The sequence below is a fragment of the Corallococcus terminator genome (genome assembly GCF_049194865.1).
Lineage (GTDB): Bacteria > Myxococcota > Myxococcia > Myxococcales > Myxococcaceae > Myxococcus > Myxococcus terminator_A.
In genome coordinates this window covers 16927-36097 of the sequence record NZ_JBLZWL010000005.1, presented here as the reverse complement: position 1 = coordinate 36097, position 19171 = coordinate 16927, and the positions used below count along the sequence as shown (strand labels likewise).

At 68.5% G+C, this 19171-nt stretch carries 22 protein-coding genes; 6 read left to right on the top strand and 16 right to left on the bottom strand.

Annotated features, from left to right (window positions below; all coding sequences use genetic code 11):
* Positions 1–146 precede the first annotated feature (146 nt).
* Together ACN469_RS05595 and ACN469_RS05590 are read left to right on the top strand one after the other, a co-directional pair.
* Complete coding sequence (locus tag ACN469_RS05595; RefSeq protein WP_498764881.1) at positions 147–737, top strand: hypothetical protein; 591 nt, start codon at positions 147–149, stop codon at positions 735–737.
* A gap of 157 nt (positions 738–894) precedes the next feature.
* Complete coding sequence (locus ACN469_RS05590; protein WP_498764879.1) at positions 895–2289, top strand: eCIS core domain-containing protein; 1395 nt, start codon at positions 895–897, stop codon at positions 2287–2289.
* A gap of 59 nt (positions 2290–2348) precedes the next feature.
* Here the strand turns inward: ACN469_RS05590 and clpB are convergent, their stop codons facing one another.
* Complete coding sequence (clpB, locus tag ACN469_RS05585; RefSeq protein ID WP_498764877.1) at positions 2349–4973, bottom strand: ATP-dependent chaperone ClpB; 2625 nt, start codon at positions 4971–4973, stop codon at positions 2349–2351.
* A gap of 301 nt (positions 4974–5274) precedes the next feature.
* On the opposite strand from clpB, the gene ACN469_RS05580 reads away from it, so the two are divergent.
* Positions 5275–5742: a hypothetical protein gene (locus tag ACN469_RS05580; RefSeq protein WP_498764875.1), complete on the top strand. Its 468-nt coding sequence runs from the start codon at positions 5275–5277 to the stop codon at positions 5740–5742.
* An 18-nt stretch (positions 5743–5760) separates the two neighbouring features.
* Here the strand turns inward: ACN469_RS05580 and ACN469_RS05575 are convergent, their stop codons facing one another.
* Genes ACN469_RS05575 through ACN469_RS05565 form a run of 3 tightly spaced genes read right to left on the bottom strand, consistent with a single transcriptional unit; the run spans position 5761 to position 7057 of the window.
* Complete coding sequence (locus ACN469_RS05575; protein ID WP_498764873.1) at positions 5761–6411, bottom strand: hypothetical protein; 651 nt, start codon at positions 6409–6411, stop codon at positions 5761–5763.
* Positions 6408–6722 (bottom strand): DUF1844 domain-containing protein, encoded by a 315-nt coding sequence (locus ACN469_RS05570; RefSeq protein WP_498764871.1) that lies wholly within the window; start codon positions 6720–6722, stop codon positions 6408–6410. Before ACN469_RS05570 ends, ACN469_RS05575 begins: the two co-directional genes overlap by 4 nt.
* On the bottom strand, positions 6719–7057 hold the full coding sequence (locus ACN469_RS05565) for an RNA polymerase subunit sigma (protein WP_498764869.1): 339 nt from the start codon (positions 7055–7057) through the stop codon (positions 6719–6721). The genes ACN469_RS05570 and ACN469_RS05565 overlap by 4 nt, the downstream gene beginning before the upstream one ends.
* 93 nt (positions 7058–7150) lie before the next feature.
* Between ACN469_RS05565 and thiE the strand changes: the two genes are divergently transcribed.
* Genes thiE through thiD form a run of 3 tightly spaced genes read left to right on the top strand, consistent with a single transcriptional unit; the run spans position 7151 to position 9330 of the window.
* Positions 7151–7807: a thiamine phosphate synthase gene (gene thiE / locus ACN469_RS05560; protein ID WP_498764867.1), complete on the top strand. Its 657-nt coding sequence runs from the start codon at positions 7151–7153 to the stop codon at positions 7805–7807.
* A gap of 21 nt (positions 7808–7828) precedes the next feature.
* Positions 7829–8593 carry a gamma-glutamyl-gamma-aminobutyrate hydrolase family protein gene (locus ACN469_RS05555; protein WP_498764865.1) on the top strand — a complete coding sequence of 255 codons (765 nt, stop codon included), beginning with the start codon at positions 7829–7831 and terminating at the stop codon, positions 8591–8593.
* Complete coding sequence (thiD, locus tag ACN469_RS05550) at positions 8590–9330, top strand: bifunctional hydroxymethylpyrimidine kinase/phosphomethylpyrimidine kinase (protein ID WP_498764863.1); 741 nt, start codon at positions 8590–8592, stop codon at positions 9328–9330. The genes ACN469_RS05555 and thiD overlap by 4 nt, the downstream gene beginning before the upstream one ends.
* A gap of 26 nt (positions 9331–9356) precedes the next feature.
* Here the strand turns inward: thiD and dnaB are convergent, their stop codons facing one another.
* The 12 genes from dnaB to ACN469_RS05490 all read right to left on the bottom strand — a co-directional run bounded on the left by dnaB (position 9357) and on the right by ACN469_RS05490 (position 19093).
* Positions 9357–10724, bottom strand: coding sequence for a replicative DNA helicase (dnaB, locus tag ACN469_RS05545; protein WP_498764861.1), 1368 nt, complete (start codon positions 10722–10724; stop codon positions 9357–9359).
* Between the two features lie 99 nt (positions 10725–10823).
* Positions 10824–11594: a LytR/AlgR family response regulator transcription factor gene (locus ACN469_RS05540; protein WP_498764859.1), complete on the bottom strand. Its 771-nt coding sequence runs from the start codon at positions 11592–11594 to the stop codon at positions 10824–10826.
* Positions 11591–12730: a sensor histidine kinase gene (locus ACN469_RS05535; protein WP_498764857.1), complete on the bottom strand. Its 1140-nt coding sequence runs from the start codon at positions 12728–12730 to the stop codon at positions 11591–11593. Before ACN469_RS05535 ends, ACN469_RS05540 begins: the two co-directional genes overlap by 4 nt.
* Positions 12731–12740: 10 nt before the next feature.
* Positions 12741–13922, bottom strand: coding sequence for an acyltransferase family protein (locus ACN469_RS05530; protein ID WP_498764855.1), 1182 nt, complete (start codon positions 13920–13922; stop codon positions 12741–12743).
* A gap of 182 nt (positions 13923–14104) precedes the next feature.
* Entirely contained in the window at positions 14105–14548 is a 444-nt protein-coding gene (gene rplI, locus ACN469_RS05525; protein WP_498764853.1) for a 50S ribosomal protein L9, read from the bottom strand.
* Positions 14549–14575: 27 nt separating this feature from the next.
* Entirely contained in the window at positions 14576–14977 is a 402-nt protein-coding gene (gene rpsR / locus ACN469_RS05520; RefSeq protein WP_498764852.1) for a 30S ribosomal protein S18, read from the bottom strand.
* A 50-nt stretch (positions 14978–15027) separates the two neighbouring features.
* A complete protein-coding gene (rpsF, locus tag ACN469_RS05515) occupies positions 15028–15507 on the bottom strand; it encodes a 30S ribosomal protein S6 (protein ID WP_498764850.1) in 480 nt (159 codons plus the stop codon).
* Positions 15508–15783: 276 nt separating this feature from the next.
* Positions 15784–16359 carry an aminoacyl-tRNA hydrolase gene (gene pth / locus ACN469_RS05510; RefSeq protein WP_498764848.1) on the bottom strand — a complete coding sequence of 192 codons (576 nt, stop codon included), beginning with the start codon at positions 16357–16359 and terminating at the stop codon, positions 15784–15786.
* A 72-nt stretch (positions 16360–16431) separates the two neighbouring features.
* Positions 16432–17112 (bottom strand): 50S ribosomal protein L25/general stress protein Ctc, encoded by a 681-nt coding sequence (locus tag ACN469_RS05505; protein ID WP_498764846.1) that lies wholly within the window; start codon positions 17110–17112, stop codon positions 16432–16434.
* Between the two features lie 175 nt (positions 17113–17287).
* Positions 17288–18238, bottom strand: a complete 951-nt coding sequence (locus ACN469_RS05500; protein ID WP_141648003.1) for a ribose-phosphate pyrophosphokinase — start codon at positions 18236–18238, stop codon at positions 17288–17290.
* A gap of 45 nt (positions 18239–18283) precedes the next feature.
* Positions 18284–18583: a septation regulator SpoVG gene (gene spoVG, locus ACN469_RS05495; protein WP_498764844.1), complete on the bottom strand. Its 300-nt coding sequence runs from the start codon at positions 18581–18583 to the stop codon at positions 18284–18286.
* Positions 18584–18715: 132 nt separating this feature from the next.
* Positions 18716–19093, bottom strand: coding sequence for a DUF5658 family protein (locus ACN469_RS05490; RefSeq protein ID WP_498764842.1), 378 nt, complete (start codon positions 19091–19093; stop codon positions 18716–18718).
* Between the last annotated feature and the right edge of the window lie 78 nt (positions 19094–19171).

Genomic DNA, 19171 nt, shown 5'->3' with positions numbered 1-19171 from the left:
CGCTCGGAGCCGGCCTGGGGTCAAGCACTCCGCACGGCACACCGGGCCCTCGCGCCGCTGCCTGGGTGCGATGCCGGGGGCTGTCCTCATTCATACCCTCACGAGCAGCCGCCACCGGGTGGCGCGACGAAGGGGGCACCCAGACCATGAATGAGCGCGAGGCATATCTAGAGAAGATGGACGCGGAGAAGCGGCGGATCGACGCGCGAATCGCCGAAGTCGAGGCGCAATCCGACCTCCGCAAGGCGGACGACGAGGCGAAGGAGCTGAGCGGGGTGAAGCAGAAACGCGAGGCCTTCCATCGCAAGTTGGAGGATTGGCGCCAGCGCGGCACGGAGGACTTCGAGCGGGGCAAGCAGGAGCTGCTCCGCTTCTGTGACGACACGAACAAGTCCCTGGTCGACGCGGAGGAGAAGGCGGGCGTGAGGCGCGCGACCTACGAGCGCAAGCGTGAGGCGGAGCTGCGCGAGCTGGGCGCGCAGTTCGACGGATGGGAGGCGGACATCTCCCGGACGCGGGCCGAGGACTCGCTGCTCACGAAGCAGGAGCTCCAGTTCCTGCGTGGCTCCTTCAAGAGCACGGGGGATGCCCTGCGTCGCTTGATGTCAGCCAAGGGCGGCGAGTGGTCCCGGCTGCGCCAGGAGTACGAGGACTCCTGGAGGGAGCTGCAGGAGAACTCGCGCAAGATTCGCGCGGACAGCCCTGATGCATCGCCGTCGCCGCCCTCGCCCTCTTGATCTCGTGGCCGGGGACGTGGGGATGCCACCCCCCACGTCCTCTGCTCGAAAAGGACCTGCCTCGGGGTGAAGCCGTTGGACGCGCGCGACACCCGGGGCATCCTGTCGGCCCCTGAATCTTGCACGGTACATTGCGTGTCTCGACGGGAGACATCGCATGGGCGTGTTCGTGCAGGAGTCGCTGTCCACGCGGGATGAGGCACCCGCCACGCCCTCGGGTGCCACCGCGGGGGGCAGCTCCCGGACCCGTGCGCTGGGCGAAATCCAGCGGGTGTTGGATGCGTCGCCCCGGGTGGTGGCCCAGGCGAAGCAGGCCCAGGCGCTCCAGCGTCGCGCCTCACCGCGCAACGACACCGGGCTGCCCGACGGCTTGAAGTCCGGAGTGGAGTCGCTCTCCGGCCTGTCGATGGACGACGTGCGGGTCCACTACAACTCGTCGGCGCCCGCGCAGCTCCAGGCGCTGGCATACACGCAGGGCTCGGACATCCACGTGGCGCCGGGACAGGAGAAGCACCTGGCCCACGAGGCGTGGCATGTCGTGCAGCAGAAGCAGGGGCGCGTGCAGCCCACGACGCAGCTTCAAGGTGAGTCCCTCAACGACGCGCCGGGCCTGGAGCGCGAGGCGGATGTCATGGGCTCGCGCGCCTCGGGCCTGAAGCTGGCCGAGCCGGTCCAGCGCAAGGTGGATGCACCTCTGGGGGCGGGCGGTGCGCCCATCCAGCGGGTGGCGGTGCAGCTCGACGCGGATGCCGCGGGCAATATCACCGAAGTGAACGTGGGAGGCCGCGCAGGCTCCCTCTGGCCCAGTGAGCGTCACCACACCACGCCCTGGCAGTCGTACCTGGACACGCTCGATGGGGTCCTGACGACACTGTCCTTCGCCGAGGCGGTCCAGAGCATGAACGGCCTGGATGACCACCTGAAGCTCCTTCCGGGCTGGGGTCTGCGCAATCAACTGCAAGACGGGAAGAGGGCGGCGATGCAGGCGGAAGTCGCGGAGCTGAATACCCGACGGGCCAACGCCAACGCCCTGGATGATGAGTCGCCCCTGCTCGCGTTGGCGCTCCAGCGCTACATCCAGCAGTGGCTGGTGGTGCGCAGCAAGCTGCCCCTGGCCCAGGCGGACTTCGGCGGAGGCGCCGGCACGGTGGCTGACGACGCGCTGGCGGCGCGCACCGCGAATACAGGAGGCGACGTCGACGATGACGACCTCGAGGCCGCGCTGTTCAGCATGTTCGACTTCAAGACGGTCCAGGACACGATGACCGAATCGGACGGCACCAATGCCGACGAGGAGTACGAAATCTTCGGGTTGGACCCGGCCCGCATGGCCACGGCCGGAGTGAGCCTGGACACCCTCAGGGGACGGGCCTTCCGGCAGCATGCCCTCGCCATCCGCGAGGCCTATCCCACCGCGTTCGACCAGCTCTATGTCACCGCGGTCAATCCCATCAACGCGATGGTGGCCGCCATGGAGCAGCACTGGCAGGACAACGCCGCCTCTGATTCCGAGGCCGAGCTGTCCGACGACAGCATGTCCGACTCCGACTGACGGAAAAAAGCACGGGGCCCCACCCAAAGACGGTGGAGCCCCGGAGCACGGCCCGGCCCTTACTCCGCGCGCTTCACTTTCTTCGCCGTGTCCACCAGCACCTTGGCGAAGGTGAGCCCGTTGGGGCCCGCATCCGCCTGGATGGTGTCACCCGGCAGGAACTCGCCGCTGAGCACCTTGAGCGCCAGCGGGTCCAACAGGTTCTTCTGCACCGCGCGCTTCAGGGGCCGCGCGCCGTAGGTCGGGTCGTACCCGCGCTCCGCCAGCATCTCGCGGCCCGCGTCCGTCAGCTCCAGCGCCAGCCGCTTGTCGGCGAGCAGCTTGTCCAGCTTCGCGAGCTGGATGTCGACGATGCGGTAGATGTCCTTCTTGCGCAGCGGCTCGAAGATGACGATTTCGTCCACGCGGTTGAGGAACTCCGGCCGGAAGTGGCCGCGCAGCGCGTCCATGACGTCCTCGCGCGTCTTGTCGTCCAGCTCGTCCTTGCCCGCCATGCCCGCCTGGATGTCGGTGGAGCCCAGGTTGGACGTCATGATGAGCACCGTGTTCTTGAAGTCCACGGTGCGGCCCTGGCTGTCCGTCAGCCGGCCCTCGTCCAGAATCTGGAGCAGGATGTTGAAGACGTCCGGGTGGGCCTTCTCGATTTCGTCGAAGAGCACCACGGTGTACGGACGGCGCCGCACCGCCTCCGTGAGCTGACCGCCCTCCTCGTAGCCGACGTAGCCCGGAGGCGCGCCCACCAGTCGGGCCACGGCGTGCTTCTCCATGAACTCGGACATGTCGATGCGGACCATGGCCGTGTCGTCGTCGAAGAGGAACTCCGCCAGCGCCTTCGCCGTCTCCGTCTTTCCCACGCCCGTGGGGCCCAGGAAGATGAACGAGCCGATGGGCCGGTTCGGGTCCTGCAACCCGCTGCGCGCGCGGCGCACGGCGTTGGACACCGCCTCAATCGGGCTGCGCTGACCAATCACCCGCTGGGCCAGCCGGTCCTCCATGTGGACCAGCTTGTGGACCTCGCCCTCCATCAGCCGCGAGACGGGGATGCCCGTCCACTTGGCCACCACGGCGGCGATGTCCTCGGAGTCCACCTCCTCCTTGAGGAACTTCTGCTTCTTCTGCAGCTCCAGGAGCTTGCCGTTCTGCATCTGGACCTCCTTCTCCAAGGAGGGGAGGACGCCGAACTTCAGCTCCGCGGCGCGGTTGAGGTCGCCCTGGCGCTCGGCGGCGACCTGGTCGTTCTTCACCTTCTCCAGCTTCTCCTTCAGCGTCCGGATGGCGCCGATGGCCGTCTTCTCCGCGTCCCAGTGGACCTTGAGCGCGTCGAAGCGCTCGCGCAGATTGGCCAGCTCCTTCTCGATGACGGCCAGGCGCTCCTGCGAGTGCGGGTCCGTCTCCTTGCGCAGGCCCTCCTTCTCAATCTGGAGCTGCGTCATCTTCCGGCGCATGTCGTCCAGCTCGGTGGGCATGGAGTCGATTTCGATGCGCAGGCGGCTGGCGGCCTCGTCGATGAGGTCGATGGCCTTGTCCGGCAGGAAGCGGTCCGAGATGTAGCGGTGGCTGAGCGTGGCGGCGGCCACCAGCGCGGTGTCCTGGATGCGCACGCCGTGGTGCACCTCGTAGCGCTCCTTCAGACCGCGAAGGATGCTGATGGTGTCGTGCACGCTGGGCTCGCCCACGAAGACGGGCTGGAACCGGCGCTCCAGGGCCGCGTCCTTTTCGATGTGCTTGCGGTACTCGTCCAGCGTCGTCGCGCCGATGCAGTGCAACTCGCCGCGCGCCAGCGCCGGCTTGAGCATGTTGCCCGCGTCCATGGCCCCCTCGGCCTTGCCCGCGCCCACAATCGTGTGGATTTCGTCGATGAAGAGGATGACCTGCCCGGACGCGTCGGCGACCTCCTTCAGCACCGCCTTGAGCCGCTCCTCGAACTCACCGCGGAACTTGGCGCCGGCCACCAGGGCGCCCATGTCCAGCGTGATGAGCTGCTTGTTCTTCAGGCCCTCCGGCACGTCGCCGTCGACGATGCGCCGCGCCAGCCCCTCGGCGATGGCCGTCTTGCCCACGCCCGGCTCACCGATGAGCACCGGGTTGTTCTTCGTGCGCCGGCTGAGCACCTGGATGCAGCGGCGAATCTCCTCGTCGCGGCCGATGACGGGGTCCAGCTTCCCCGCGCGCGCCGCCTCCGTCAGGTCCCGCCCGTACTTCTCCAGCGCCTGATAGGTGGACTCCGCGTCCTGGCTCGTCACGCGCCCGGACCCACGGACCTCCTTGAGGGCGGCCACCACGCGCTCGCGGGTGATGCCTGACGCCTTCATGACCTCGCCCGTCGTGCCCTTGTCCTGGGTCAACGCGAGCAGCAGATGCTCGGACGAGATGAACTCGTCCTTGAGCGCCTTGGCCTCGTCGTCCGCCTTGTCGAACGTCTTCAGCAGGCGCTGGCCGAGCATGGCGCTCTCGCCACCCTGCATCTTGGGCAGCTTGCCCAGCGCCTCGCCCAGCCGGGACGAGAACAGCTTCACGTCCGCGCCCAGCTTGCGCAGCAAGGGGTCGACGATGCCGTCCTTCTGTCCCAACAGCGCCGCGGCCAGGTGCTCCGGCTCGTACTGGGGATTGTCGGCGCGGCGGGCCAGCGTCTGGCCTTCCGTGATGGCTTCCTGCGCCTTCACCGTGAACTTATCGAGTCGCATACACTCAACGTAAGAGTCGCCTCGGGCTTGGCAAACAGCCGGGCCCAATTAACGCGAGGCGTCACATCTGCGCCGGAAGCGGAATACTTTGGACTCCTGGTAGCGGCTGGATTTTCGAGGTGCTTGAGTTGCCAGCAGGGGGGAGCCTCGGTTATAGGCGGCGCCCATCCACGGGGGGCTGAACCTGGAAGCGCACGGCGGCTATCTCATTCGACTCGAAAGCTTCAACGGGCTGGAGCTGCTCCGGCAGGCCCGTGAAGCGCTGCGGCTGGATGGTGCCTCGGGCGCCACCGGGCTGCAGGTGTCGGTCAATCGGCGCCGCAAGGTGGTGCGACTGGCCTACGTGGGCCCCTTCACACAGGGCCGGCCGGGGGCGCACTGGTATGCGGCGCACCATGCGCTGCCTCGCCTGCTGTCCCGGGCGGCCAACGCCACGGTGCACGTCTACGTGTTTGATCCAGACGAGGGCGAGCAGGTTGTCGCCTACGGCAACGGACGGCGCGTGGGCGGTGAGCGGGTGGTCTACGACAACGTGGAGCTGCCCGAGGGTCGTCCCGAGGACCTGGACGAGGCGGCCTTCCTGCACATGCAGTCGCGCTGGCCCATGGGGCACCTGGCGCACGTCTTCGGGCTGTCGCGCAAGGAGCTGCTGCGGCTGCCCCGCGCGGAGCTGGGGCGGGTGTTGACGCTGGAAGAGGACTCCTCGGCGGACGGGGAGTCCGCGCTGGAAGCCCTGCTGCCGGGCGGCATGGCACCCCACGCCCCCTGACGTCGTACCGCGGGACGACTAGCCGTCGGCCGGACTGTCCTGGCCGACGAGCGCGTCCCGCACGGTGTCGCTGCGGAAGTACTGGCCGAGCAGGGCGAAGGTGCCCGCGATGACGGCCGTGCCCAGCACCGTCAGGCCCAGGGCCATCCACGGGGCCACGCTGGTGACGACCTCGGCCGTCGTCGGGTCCTGGTACTCGGGGCGCCCGGCGAGCGTCTGGGCGAGCGTCTCACCCACGCGGCGGGACACCACGGCCCACTGGGCGCCGTCGATGGTGCGCAGCACCGCCACGGTGAGCGCGGCGCGGCCGAGCATCTTCCGCAGGGCCTCTCGGGGCAGGCCGTCCGCGCGCAGCATGTGGGACGCGGACACGAAGACGAAGGCGCACGCCACGGCGAGCACGCCCATCAACGCGGCGCGAGCCTCTCGCATGGGCTCCAGCGCCTGGTACTGGGCCTCCAGCAGCTTCTGGAGGATGGCGGGGTCGCTGCCCAACAGGAACGGAGGGCCGGCCTCCATGTGCCGGGAGCGGACCTCGTAGAAGTGGGCCATTTCCATGGCCTCGTTGAGCGCGCCCCAGCCGGTGAAGATGGCGAGCACGACACCAGCGAGCGCCGCGAAGCGGATGCGCCCGGGCAGCTTGCCCGAGCGGGGAACAGGCGCCGTCACCGCTTGCTCGCCTCCACGAAGCGCAGGCGAAGATCCGCGAGGAGGCCGTCGAAGAGCTTCTCTTCTTCCGCCGTCAGGTTGCCCCGCGTCTTCAGCCGCAACATCGACAACAGGTCCAGGTTCTGCCGGGCCAGCGGCAAGTCCTTCAAGGTCTGGCCCGTCTCCGGGTTCGGCGTGTCACCGAGGTGGATGAGCACCGCGGTGCCCAACCCGAAGATGAACGTGCTGAAGGAGATGGCCTCTTCGGACGCGGAGCGCGCTTCCCCCCGCATCACGAAGGTCTCGCCGCGCTTCTCGTCCACGGGGCTCATGGGGTGCCAGGCTCCTCGCCCTTGGGCTCGTCCTTGCTCTCGACTTCGTCGTCGGAGGAAGAGGCCTTCTCGTCGGCCACGTCGTCCGCCTCGTCCTCGTCGTCCGCCTCGTCCTCGTCGTCCGCCTCGTCTTCTTCGTCGAGGTCATCCTCTTCGTCGTCGTAGTCGTCCTCGACGTCGTCATCCATGAAGGTCTCCACCGTCGTGGCCTTGTCAGCCACATCCGGCAGGCCCTTCACGTGGCGCTCGAACGCCTTCTCGTCCAACTGGCCCGAGCGCAGGTACCGCTCCGCGGTGCGCTTATCGAGATACTTGGGGTCCACCGTGTCCGCCATGTTTCAAATCCTCGGAATTGCTTGGAAAATAGCGGGCTACCTTATAGCAGAGGGGGCGACTGTCAACGCCGCCGTCCCGCCTTCCTGGTGCCGATGAACGCCCCGCCCCGTCCTCTGCTTCCCCCGGGCCTGTATCTGCTGTGCGACGACACCGTGCGGGTGGACGTGCCCCTGGTTCTCAAGGCCGAGCAGATGCTCGCGGGAGGCGCCCGGGTGGTGCAATTGCGCATGAAGCGCACGCCGATGCGAGAGGCCCTGGCCGTGGCGCGGCGGGTGGCCTCGCTGTGTCGACAATCGGGCGCGGTGTGCCTGCTCAACGACAGGGTGGACCTGGCGCTGCTGGCGGACGCGGATGGCGTGCACGTGGGCGACGAGGACCTGCCTCCGGAGGCGGCGCGCGCGCTGTTGGGGCCCGGCCGCCTGGTGGGCGTCACGGTGCGCGACGCGGACGGCGCGAGGGCCGCGCGGGAGGCGGGCGCGGACTACGTGGGCGTGGGGCCCGTCTTCGGCACGACGACGAAGCAGGTGCCCGCACCGGTGCTGGGGTTGGAGGGGCTCGCGCGGGTGGTGAAGGGAAGCCCCCTTCCGGTGGTGGGCATTGGTGGGGTGGGGCTCGAGAACGTGGCCTCTGTCTCGGCGACGGGCGCGCATGGCGCGGCGGTGGTTTCGGACGTCCTGCTCGCCCAGGACATCGCCGAGCGGGTGCGCCTGCTGACGGGCGCGTTTGAACGGGGACGTGTGGGGGGGTAGGGTCGACCGACGGACTCCCCCATGAACAATCATCCGCGTCACCATGGCCAGCCGCCCCGGCGGCCCAACATCGGCATCACCCCGGACTGGAGCCAGCCCGAGGATCAGCCCTTCGCGCGGTACGAGCTGAAGGTGCCCTACGCGGACGCGGTGCTGCGCGCGGGGGGCCTTCCCTTCGTGCTGCCGTACGCGGACGACCCCACGTGCGTGGACGCGTATCTGGACCGCGTGTCCGGGCTGCTCGTCACCGGAGGCGCCTTCGACATTCCTCCCGAGGCGTATGGCGAAACGGCGCGCGAGGGCCTGGGCGCGCTGAAGGAAGGGCGCACCGCGTTCGAGGCGGCGCTGATGCGCGGGGCGCTCAAGCGCAACATGCCGGTGCTGGGCGTGTGTGGTGGCATGCAGCTGCTCAACGTGGTGCTGGGCGGCACGCTGTTCCAGGACATCGGCCGCGAGGTGCAGGGCGCTCGCGAGCACGAGCAGAAGCATGACCGCACGCAGCCGCAGCATCCGGTGGAAGTGCGCAGCGGCTCGTTGCTGGCGGAGGCGGTGGGGCACGGGCAGCTCATGGTGAACTCCACGCATCACCAGGCGGTGCGAAGCCCTGGCCGCGACGTGAGCATCTGCGCGATGGCGCCGGATGGCGTGGTGGAGGCGATTGAGTCCACCGTGCATGTCTTCGCCGTGGGCGTGCAGTGGCATCCCGAGTACATGGCGACGACGATTCCCGTGCACGTGGGGCTGTACAAGTCCTTCATCCAGAAAGCGCGAGAGCACCGGCGGTGATTCCTCGCGTCGTCCTGTTGGCGGGGCTCGAGCCCACGGGAAGAGCGGGGCTGCTGGCGGATGTGGCGGCGGTGCGTGCGCGGGGAGGGCAGCCGGTGGCGGTGCCCCTGGCGCAGACGGCGCAGGGACGCGCCACCTTCTCCTGGGTGGCCTCTCCGCCGCGTGTGGTCCGCGCGCAGTTGGTCGCCGCGCGCGAGCTGGGAGATGTGCACGCGGTGAAGTGGGGCATGGTGCCGGGCCTCGCGCAGCTCGAGGCCGCGCGCACCGCGCTGGCCGGGACGCGGGCCTGGTGGGTGGTGGACCCCGTGGTGCGGACGTCGCGCGGACAGCCGTTGTCCCGACTGTCCGCCCGGCGCTACCTGTCGTTCGCGGGCCCGCGCGTCGTGCTCACTCCAAACCTGGATGAGGCGGGGTGGCTTTTGGGCAGGCCCGTGCCGGACACGGTGGCGGCGGCGCGTGAGGCCGCGGTCGCTCTGGTGGCGAGGGGCTTCGGCGCGGTGCTGGTGAAGGGCGGACACCTGCCGGATGCGCAGGGGCTGGCGGACGTGCTGGCCACGCCGGAGGGCGTCCGTGTGCTGAAGGGCCAGCGATTGGAGCGAGCGCCGGAGCGCCGTGGCACCGGGTGCCGACTGGCCTCCGCGTTGGCGACGGAGCTGGGGCGGGGCCTCTCGCTAGAGGCCGCTGCGCGAGCGGCCCGGACGCTGGTGGTTCGCTACCTGCGCACGGGCGTGGAGTAGGGCGGACGAAGCGCCGTATCGCCGCGCTACTCGCCTCGGCTGCGGCTCTCGAACCGGGTGTATTCCGAGAGGAACACGAGGTCGACGGAGCCGATGGGGCCGTTACGCTGCTTGGCGACGATGAGCTCCACCGGGATGACGGTGCTCGCGGGCGCCTGCGGATTGCCGTCGGGACCTTCCTCGGTCTCCTCGCGGTGGATGAACATCACCACGTCGGCGTCCTGCTCGATGGAGCCCGACTCACGAAGGTCCGACAGCATGGGCTTGCCGCCCTTGCGCTCCTCCACCTTACGGTTGAGCTGACTGAGCGCGATGATGGGGACCTCCAGCTCCTTGGCGAGCTGCTTGAGCGCGCGGGAGATTTCGGCGACCTCGAGCTGACGGCTCTCCACCTTGCCCTTCTGGTGCATGAGCTGGAGGTAGTCGATGACCAGCAGCGACAGCCGGGGGTCCTTCTGCTTCACGCGGCGCGCCTTGGCGCGCAAGTCGAACGGGGACAGGCCACCCGAGTCGTCGATGTAGATGGGCGCGTTGTAGAGCGCGCCCGCCATCTCCTGGAACTTCTCCTCGTCGTGTGGCGAGAGGCGACCGCCGCGCAGCTTCTTCATGTCCACGCGCGCGGTGGACGCGAGCAGACGCATCAGGAGCTGGTCCGCGGGCATTTCCAGGCTGAAGATGCCGACGGCCTTGTTCTCCTTCAGCGCCGCGTGCACCGCGATGTTCATCGCGAGGGACGTCTTGCCGATGCCGGGACGCGCCGCGAGGATGATGAGCTCGCCGGCGTGCAGACCCGTGAGCTGGTTGTCCAGGTCGATGTAGCCGGTGGACAGGCCGGTGATGCCCGTCGCCGCCGCCTTCATCTTGTCGAGCAGATCCAGCGTCTGCTCCATCAGCTCGCTGACGGGCCGCAGGTCTCCTTCGCGCTTCTTCTCCGCGAGGAGGAACACCTTGCGCTCGGCCTCGTCGAGCAACACCTCCAGCTCGCCCGTCTCCTGGCTGGCGAGGTCCTGGATTTCGCGGCCGACGTGCGCCAGCCGGCGTCGCAGCGCCTGGTCCTTGACGATGTTGGCGTACTGGACGGCGTTGGAGGCCAGCGGCACCACCTGGTCCAACCGCATCAGGTACGCGGGGCCGCCCACGGCGACGAGCTGCCCGAGAACCTTCAGCTCCTCGGCCAGCGTCAGGTGGTCGACCTGCTGCTGCTTGCCGTCCAGGCGAATCATCGCCGCGAAAATCTGCGCGTGCGCGGGGCTGGAGAAGTCGTCCGCATGGACCACTTCGCCTACGGGAGCGATGAGCGTGTTGTCCGCGAGCACGGCGCCGAGCACTGCACGCTCGGCGGCCAGGTCCTCGTGGACCTTTCGCCCATCTCTGAGGTCGAGGGAGTTCTCCATGGCTGCCCGCCCACTCTACAGGCGGCTCTGACACGGCAGAAATTATCCGCCACAGACCTGTAGCGGCGGGTGGGCGGAGGAAGGTGGACCTACCCGCCGTCAGCCTTCCATGCCCCAGCGCTGGAGGAAGGCTTCACGCCACGTGCGACTGAGCACCACCGTCGTGCCGTTCTTCAGCACGAGGATTCCATCACCGTGGCTCCACGGCTCCAGCTTCGCCACCGCGTCCAGGTTGATGATGTCGCCGCGGTGGACGCGCACGAAGCGCTCCGGGTCCAACCGCTCCTCCAGCGCGCGCAGGCTCTGGCGCACCAGATGTTCTCCCTGCGCCGTGAACACGCGCACGTACTTGTCCTCGGACGACAGGCGCCACACGTCCTCCAGGCGCAGGGGCACCCACGCCTCGCCCGCCTTCACCACCAGCCGCTCCAGTGTCCTCCGAGGCGTCGTCGCGGCCACCTCCCGCAGCAGGGACTGGAGCCTCGTGGCCTCCGAGCCGCCACCGAGCAGCAACGCGTGCGCCTTGTCCAAGGCGCGGGCGAAGCGCTCGCCGTCGTAGGGCTTGAGCAGGTAGTCCACCGCGTGGGCCTCGAAGGCGCGGAGCGCGAAGCCGTCATACGCGGTGGAGAAGATGACGGCGGGGCCAGGGCCCGGGCCCAGCGCTTCCAGCACCTCGAAGCCCGTCAGGCCGGGCATCTGTACGTCGAGGACGACGAGGTCCGGCTTCAGCGCTTCGATGCGCGTGAGCGCCTCGGTTCCATCCGCCGCCTCGCCCACCAGCGTGAAGCGCGCCTCGCCCTCCAGCAGGCGTCGCACCTTGGCCCGAGCGGGCGATTCATCGTCCACGGCCAACACGCGGAAGGGCGTCACGGGCGCGCGCCCCGAGGCAGGGTCAGCGACACGCGCGCGCCACCTTCGGGCCCACGTCCCCGCTCCAGTCGGGCCCGCCCGCCGTGAAGGAGCGCGAGGATCTGCTCCAGGTGCGCCAGTCCCACGCCAGGCCCGGCGGCGGGAGACTCACCGCCGAAGCCCCGGCCGGTGTCCTCGACCTCCAGCCTCCACGTGTCCGCCGTCTCGTGGGCGCGGATGCGGACCTCCAGCGGCTCCACACGGTCCTGGTTGTGCTTCACCGCGTTCTCCACCAGCGTCTGCAACGCGAAGCAGGGCACGCGCGCGGAGTCCAGGCCCGGCTCCACGCTCCAGTGCACCGCGAGCCGCTCGCCGAAGCGCGCCGACAGGAGCCCCACGAAGCGCGCGGTGTGCGTGCGCTCCTCGGCCAGCGTCCACGTGGGCTCCGCGCGCTCCAGGCTGGCGCGCAGCACGTGGCCCAAATCACTGAGCAGCCGGTCCGTGCGCGTCAGGTCCTCGTACATGACGGAGCTGATGGTGTGCAGCGAGTTGAAGAGGAAGTGCGGGTGGAGCTGGCCGGTGAGGGACTGGAGCTGCGCGGTGCGAAGCTCTCCCTCCAGCTCTGCCTCGCGCAGCGCCCGCGCGTGCTGGTCCCGCCAGGCCGAGAAGAGGCTGATGAAGGTGATGGCGAGCCCGTAGGCAATCAGGTCCTTCGACACCTCCATGGGCAGTCGGAAGGCCATCGGTCCGTACTCGTACTCACCCCAGCCCAGCAGCGGGTAGAGCAGGTAGCGCGCGCCCAGCATGACGACGATGTGCGCGGAGGTGTAGAGCACGAAGCCCACCGCGTGCAGGCCCAGGAACCGCGCCCATCCCGAGACGCGCGGTGACGGGGCGTTCAGCGCCGCGGTCTGGATGAGGGGCAGCGTCACCCAGGCCGAGAGCGCACCGGTGATCTCCCAGAAGAAGGCGCGCGAGGCGGGAAGGGCGTCGTGGCCGTTGGCGAGCTGGTCCAACCTCACCGCGGCGCCATACGACACGCCTACGACGAGACAGAAGGCGAACACCCCGAGCACCGGGCGCAACCGGAAATGGGGCCACCGCCAGGCCTGGGACGGTGGCTCTTCGAGGGCGGACGTCGAGTGGGGGTCGGCCATGGGCGCTCCGTCACGCAGTATGCCCCGTGGGCACGTTCTGTAGATTCGCTTCGGGACGGGACGCCACACGGGCCTTCAACCCGAAGAACGGCCTCAACCAGGGCAGGCGGGCCACCAGCTCGCTCAAGGCCCAGCTGACCAGGAACGTGGTGACGAGCACGCAGCCGAAGAGGCTCCACGGCCCCACGGGCAGCCGCAGCATCGCGAAGCCGACGACGATGATGACCGTCTGGTGGAAGATGTAGAACGGGTACGACAGCTCCTGTGCGTGCCGGACCCATCGGCTCCCCGTTCGCACGCACCGGCGCGCCCAGCCCAGCGCGGTCAGGATGAAGAGCCACTGGGCCGACGTGCCCCCGAGCACCTCGGGCACCAGGTCGAACTCGCTCTCTGGAATCATGATGGCGAAGAGGACCGCCGACACACCGAGCAGCAGCCACCGGCGCGCCACCAACACGTCCCAGATTCCAGGCGCGCGGCCGAGCAGGTGTCCCAGGAGGAAGAGGAGGCCGTAGTGGCCGAAGGTCCTCGGGTCGTCGAACAGCGCGTGCGTCTGCGGGAAGCGGTGCAACAGCACGTCGTTGACGAAGAGCGGGACGAACAGCCACCCGAGATTCACACCCCGGCACAGCCAGGCCTCGACCTTCGCGAGCCACGCCTGCCCGCGCCCTGTCCCCAGCGCCCAGAAGAGCGGCAGCGCGAGGAGGCAGTAGGCGAAGAGGTAGACGACGAACCACAGGTGATGCCAGCTCAGGCTGCCGGCGGGGTAGGGCACGAAGCTGAAGACGGACGGATAGAAGTCCGCGTAGCCGCCGTGGAACCGACCCTGGAGCACGCGCTCCACGTAGATCTGCGGCGGCACGATGACGAGCATGCCGAAGACCACCGGCAGCAGCAGTCGCCGCGTCCTGTCTTGCGCGAAGTCGCGCAGCGAGCGCCGCCGCAGCGCGAGGGCCGTGCCCACGCCGGAGATGACCATCAGCAGCGGCATGCGCACGTGGTGCAGCACCTCCATCGTCGGCTCCAGCGCTGGCAGCAGCGAGGGCGCCTTGATGTGCCAGTCCCACCGGTTGAACATCATCCCGGTGTGGAACAGGTGCAGCACGAGGATGGCGACGACGCGGAGCCAGTCCAGGTCAGGGCGGTGGGCGTCAGCGTGGGACGACAGCGGGGCGGGTGCGGGCGTGCTCATGGGCGAGCCTCCTGTGCCTCACGGATACCCACCCGCCTCGGTGGCCTCCACGCCCCTGTCGTAGGACGGACCGGCCACGGCGCGAGCCGGACGCGTCCGGAGGACAGCCCGCAAATGAAAAGGCCGCCCGGGTTGCCCCGGACGGCCTTCTCAAGACCACGGTGAGGTGGAGTCGCTTGCCGTTACTCGGCGGCGACTTCGACCTTGATCTTCGCGATCACGTCGCGGTGCAGGCGCAGCTCGACTTCGTAGTGGCCAATCGACTTGATGGGGTCGACCAGGTGGATGGCGCGACGGTCCACCGTCTGCCCCTGGGCCGCCACGGCCTCGGCGATGTCCAGCGCGGTGACGGAGCCGAACAGCTTGTCCTGATCTCCGACCTTGCGCTTGATGACGACCTTGATGGAGCCGACCTTCTTCGCCTGCTCCTCCGCGACGCCCTTCAGCTTGGCATTGCGGGCGGTGATGACCGCCTTCTCGTGCTCGAGCTGACGGAGGTTCTGCTCGCTCGCCAGAACCGCCTTCTTGCGCGGCAGCAGGTAGTTACGGCCAAAGCCGTCCTTCACGGTGACGAGCTCCCCGGACTTGCCGAGGTTCTCGATGTCCTCTCGCAGAATGAGCTTCATATTCAGTCTCCTGAGCGGACCCGGCGGTTAGCCGACCACCGCGTTGTAGGGGAGCAGGGCGATGCCGCGCGCGCGCTTGATGGCCGTGGCCACCTCACGCTGGTGCTTCGCGCAGTTGCCAGAGATGCGGCGGGGAATGATCTTGCCGCGCTCGGTGACGAAGTACTTCAGCGTCGCCTGGTCCTTGAAGTCCACCGACGCGTTCTTCTCCGCGCAGAAGCGGCAGACCTTCTTGCGGCCGAAGCCACGGCCACCGCCGCGCTTCTCGTCATCGCCGCCCATGCCGCCGCGGTCGCCACGATCTCCACCGCGATCGCCGCCACGGTCTCCACCGCGATCACCGCGAGGCCCACCACCGCCGCCGCCGCCGAAGCCGCCACTGCGGCCGCCCGACGAGCCGCCCGTCTTGCTGTCCGTTCCGTTGCTCATGAACTTTCTCGTTTCCTGGATAGGTCCCTAGAGAATGTCCCAGAAGGCGCTCAGGCCTCCTCGGACGACTCCTCCTCCGCCTCGCCCACGGACTCCTCGGCCACGTCGCCTCGGAAGCCGCCACCCTCGCGCGGCTCGGGAGCACCCGGACGGGTCTCCTCCACGTCGCCGGCGAGCTTCAGGTCCTCAAGGACCGGACGCGTCTCGGGGTCCACCTCATCCGCCAGCTTCACGGAGATGTAGCGGGTGACCTCATCGAGGTTCTTCAGGTTGCGCTCAATCTCGGACACCAGGCCCGAGCCGCCCAGGTAGCTGGCGTGCACGTAGATGGCGCGGGGCTGCTTGGCGATGGGGAACAGGGTCTTCTTCTTGCCCCACACCGTGAAGCGGAGGACCTTGCCACCCTCGCGGGCGACGATGCCACGGACGCGCTCCTTGAGCTTGTCCACGTTGTCGTCGGTCAGGTCCGGCTTGACCAGGAAGATGGTCTCGTACTCACGAAGCCGCTTGGCGGCCTGCGTCTCTGCCATGTTTTCTCTCCCCTTGGGGTCGAGTGCCCCTCGGACAATCCGAAGAGCGGGGAAACGGCGATTGGCCCCATGGCCACCACCGGGAACGGGAAACCGCGCGCCCGTCACCCTCGCGCTACGTCCCGTGCACCAACACGGGAAGCTGAAAAAGAACATCCCACTGGATCAACCACCCCAGCGAGCGAACGGGCCTTCTAGGAGGGCCCCCCGGGCAAGTCAAGCTCCCGGAAAGCCCGCCTGTCCGCCCCTCTTGCTTCCCTCCGCCCCGAGGAGGCCTCAGGCCTTCCGATTGAAGCGGTTCATCGCCACCGACAGCCCCTCGCGCACCCAGCACTCCGTCATGTCCATGGCGCGGCCCATCAGCTCGTCCAGCTGGCGGCGCTCCCCGTCGTCGAAGTTGGACAGGACGTAGCCGGCCACGCGCTCGCGGGCATTGGGGCCCTCGGGCTTGTCGATGCCGAAGCGCAGGCGGACGAACGCCTCCGAGCCCAGGCTGGAGACGATGCTCTTCAGGCCATTGTGGCCGCCGCTGCCACCACCGGCCTTGAGCTGGATGCGGCCCAGGGGCAGGTCCAGCTCGTCGTGGATGACGAGCACGTCCTCGGGGGCGATTTTGTAGAAGCGCGCCGCCTCGGCCACCGAGCGGCCCGACAGGTTCATGAAGGTCTGTGGCTCGACGAAGAGGATGCGCTCGCCTGCCAGGGTTGCCTGGCCCACCTTCGCGGCGAACTTCTCCTGGTTCAGCTCCGCGCGCGCCCGGGACAGCAGCGCCTCCACCACCATGAAACCGATGTTGTGCCGGTGCCGCTCGTACTCGCGCCCCGGGTTGCCCAGCCCGCAGATGAGCTTCATGGGAGGCTCCAAAAAGAAACGGGGCCAGCCTCAGGGAGGCCAGCCCCGTGTCCAGGGTACATCGGAAGACGACTACTTCTTCGCGGGAGCCTTGGCCGCCGCGGCGGGAGCCGCCGCCTTGTCGCCAGCCTTCGCCGCCGGAGCCGCCGCGGCAGGAGCCGCCGCAGCCGCCGCGGGCGCCACTTCGGCAGCCTCGGGCGCGGCGACGACCGCCACGGTGTAGTTGACGCTCGACTTCACCGACACGCCGGCGGGGAACTTGACGTCCTTGATGTGCAGCGCCTCGGCGATCTTCAGCCCCGTCACGTCCACCTCGATGCGCTCGGGGATGGCGTTCGGCAGCGCCCAGACCTGGATCTCACGGCGAATCTGGCTGAGCAGACCGCCCTCCGCCACGCCCACCGACTTGCCGACGAGCACGAGCGGCACGTCCACCTTGACCTGCTCGTCCGCGCGCACGCCGATGAAGTCCACGTGCAGGATGTCCCGGGTGACCGGGTCCATCTGGTAGTCCTTCAGGAGGACCTGCTGGTCACCACCGGCCAGCTTCAGCTGGATGACGGTGTTGAACTTGTGCGGGGTGTTGATGGCCGCGCGCACGGCCTTCGGGTCCACCGAGATGTGCACGGGCGTCTTCAGGTGCTTGCCGTACACCACGGCGGGCACCACACCCTGGGCGCGCAGCTTGCGGGCGAAGCCCTTGCCGGAACCTTCACGCGACTTCGCCTCGAGGGTGTTCTTGTTGTCGGACATGGAAATACCTTGGGAATGGATACAGCGGTGACCACCGGCCACCCTGGCGCCCTCGGCATCCCGCCCCAGTGGCGGGCCCCGAAGACGGCGCCTCGAAGGGGACCGTTGGAGGAGGCCGGACATGCCAGCCCCCAGCCAGGGAGTCAAGTCGCCCGGCGGCCGGGCGCCCTGAACCTCAGACGAACAGCGAGCTGAGCGAGTCGGCCCGGTGGATGCGGGCAATCGCCTCGCCGAAGAGGCGCTCGGTGGTGAGCACGCGAATCTTCGAGCACGCCTGCGCCGCGGGCGACAGCGGCACCGTGTCCGTGAAGACGACCTCTTCCAGCACGGAGTCCTGGATGCGCTGGATGGCGGGCCCGGAGAGGATGGGGTGCACCGCGTAGGCGACCACGCGACGGGCGCCCTTCGCCTTCAGCGCGGCGGCGGCCTGCGCGAGCGTGCCGGCGGTGTCCACCATGTCGTCCACGAGGACGGCGTCCTTGCCGGACACGTCACCGATGAGGTTCATCACCTCGGAGGCGTTGGGGCGCGGGCGGCGCTTGTCGATGATGGCCAGCCCCGTGTTGAGGCGCTTGGAGTAGGCGCGCGCGCGCTCCACGCCCCCGGCGTCCGGCGACACGATGACCAGCTCCTGCGACTCCGGGAAGCGCTTGCGCAGGTCCTCCAGGAACACCGGCGAGCCGTACAGGTGGTCCGAGGGGATGTTGAAGAAGCCCTGGATCTGCCCGGCGTGCATGTCCATGGAGACGACGCGCTCGGCGCCCGCCACTTCCAGCAGGTCCGCGACGAGCTTCGCCGTAATCGGCGTGCGCGGAGCGACCTTCCGGTCCTGCCGGGCATACCCGTAATACGGGATGACGGCGGTGATGGAGCTCGCGCTCGCCCGCTTCAGGGCGTCGCAGATGATGAGCATCTCCATCAGGTGGTCGTTGGTCGGCGGGCTCGTGGACTGGAGGATGAAGACGTCGTGGCCGCGGACGTTCTCGCCAATCTCGACGTGGATTTCACCGTCGGAGAATCGGCCCACCTCCGCCTTGCCGAGCGGACGCTTGAGGTATTCGCAGATTCTGTGAGCCAGGCCGGGATTCGAGCTCCCGGCGAAGATCTTGAAGTCGCGCGGCTGCATGATGGGCCCGCTGACTAACCTGGACACGCGCGGATGTGAAGGGCGTTAGTCGAGATCTGCTGGCATAGGACCAAGCATCCCGGCTTGCGCCTGATGGAGGTGCCGCTCGTACTCGATGAGGATCACACGCTCCATCTGGCTTCGTGTGTCCGCGTTGAGCGGGTGGGCTATATCCTTGTACGTCCCATCCTTGCGCTTCTTCGCCGGCATCGCGATGAACAGCCCCGAGGAGCCGTGGATGACCTTCAGGTCGCGAATGACGAAGCAGTGATCCAGGGTGATGGTGACGTACGCCTTGAGCTTGTCCTCTTCGACCGGAAACACCCGGACGTCGGTGATGTTCATGGTCCCCCCCCGAACCCGAAAGGTCGGAGCTGGCGGGAAGCCTGGGACATACCGGGTGCAAAATGCAAGGGTATGGTGAAGGAGAACCCTCACCATTGTTCCACTCGCTCACAGTCCGGAGGGTGAAAGGGACTACCCAAGGGCTCCTGGCCAGTGCAGGACCAGGTGGGTCAGAAAAGCCAGATGGTAGACCACGATGATGCCGTAGACGACGGCGCCCGCTCGGATGGCGAGGCGACTGGCGCGCAGACGCCTGTGCAAGCACAAGAGCCACAGGCCGGTGTTCACGATGAGCAGCTTGGCGAACATGAAGAAGAGCGGTGACTGCTCGTAGGCCAGGCGCATGAGAGGGTTGAGCTCCTCCGCCACGCCCAGCTGCAGGAAGAGCAGCGTGAAGAGCCCGTCCATCAGGTTGAGCATCAGCAACGCCACCGAGGCGGGCGACGCATAGAAGGAAGCCATTCCACCGCGGACCGCGCCCTGAACCTGCTCCATCGTCGTCGTCGCCACGCCCTGCCTCCCAGTCCCGACCTTCCGGAGGCGGTTCCTTTCAAGCGGCTTGCCAGCGCCTGAACGGGGCGCGGAAGG

Excerpts from the sequence above, each read along its gene's own strand:
- ACN469_RS05595 (WP_498764881.1), top strand. The coding sequence starts at position 147 with ATGAATGAGCGCGAGGCATATCTAGAGAAGATGGACGCGGAGAAGCGG.
- ACN469_RS05590 (WP_498764879.1), top strand. The coding sequence starts at position 895 with ATGGGCGTGTTCGTGCAGGAGTCGCTGTCCACGCGGGATGAGGCACCC.
- clpB (WP_498764877.1), bottom strand. The coding sequence starts at position 4,973 with ATGCGACTCGATAAGTTCACGGTGAAGGCGCAGGAAGCCATCACGGAA.
- ACN469_RS05570 (WP_498764871.1), bottom strand. The coding sequence starts at position 6,722 with ATGAGCCCCGTGGACGAGAAGCGCGGCGAGACCTTCGTGATGCGGGGG.
- ACN469_RS05565 (WP_498764869.1), bottom strand. The coding sequence starts at position 7,057 with ATGGCGGACACGGTGGACCCCAAGTATCTCGATAAGCGCACCGCGGAG.
- thiE (WP_498764867.1), top strand. The coding sequence starts at position 7,151 with ATGAACGCCCCGCCCCGTCCTCTGCTTCCCCCGGGCCTGTATCTGCTG.
- ACN469_RS05555 (WP_498764865.1), top strand. The coding sequence starts at position 7,829 with ATGAACAATCATCCGCGTCACCATGGCCAGCCGCCCCGGCGGCCCAAC.
- dnaB (WP_498764861.1), bottom strand. The coding sequence starts at position 10,724 with ATGGAGAACTCCCTCGACCTCAGAGATGGGCGAAAGGTCCACGAGGAC.
- ACN469_RS05535 (WP_498764857.1), bottom strand. The coding sequence starts at position 12,730 with ATGGCCGACCCCCACTCGACGTCCGCCCTCGAAGAGCCACCGTCCCAG.
- ACN469_RS05530 (WP_498764855.1), bottom strand. The coding sequence starts at position 13,922 with ATGAGCACGCCCGCACCCGCCCCGCTGTCGTCCCACGCTGACGCCCAC.
- rplI (WP_498764853.1), bottom strand. The coding sequence starts at position 14,548 with ATGAAGCTCATTCTGCGAGAGGACATCGAGAACCTCGGCAAGTCCGGG.
- rpsR (WP_498764852.1), bottom strand. The coding sequence starts at position 14,977 with ATGAGCAACGGAACGGACAGCAAGACGGGCGGCTCGTCGGGCGGCCGC.
- rpsF (WP_498764850.1), bottom strand. The coding sequence starts at position 15,507 with ATGGCAGAGACGCAGGCCGCCAAGCGGCTTCGTGAGTACGAGACCATC.
- pth (WP_498764848.1), bottom strand. The coding sequence starts at position 16,359 with ATGAAGCTCATCTGCGGGCTGGGCAACCCGGGGCGCGAGTACGAGCGG.
- ACN469_RS05505 (WP_498764846.1), bottom strand. The coding sequence starts at position 17,112 with ATGTCCGACAACAAGAACACCCTCGAGGCGAAGTCGCGTGAAGGTTCC.
- ACN469_RS05500 (WP_141648003.1), bottom strand. The coding sequence starts at position 18,238 with ATGCAGCCGCGCGACTTCAAGATCTTCGCCGGGAGCTCGAATCCCGGC.
- spoVG (WP_498764844.1), bottom strand. The coding sequence starts at position 18,583 with ATGAACATCACCGACGTCCGGGTGTTTCCGGTCGAAGAGGACAAGCTC.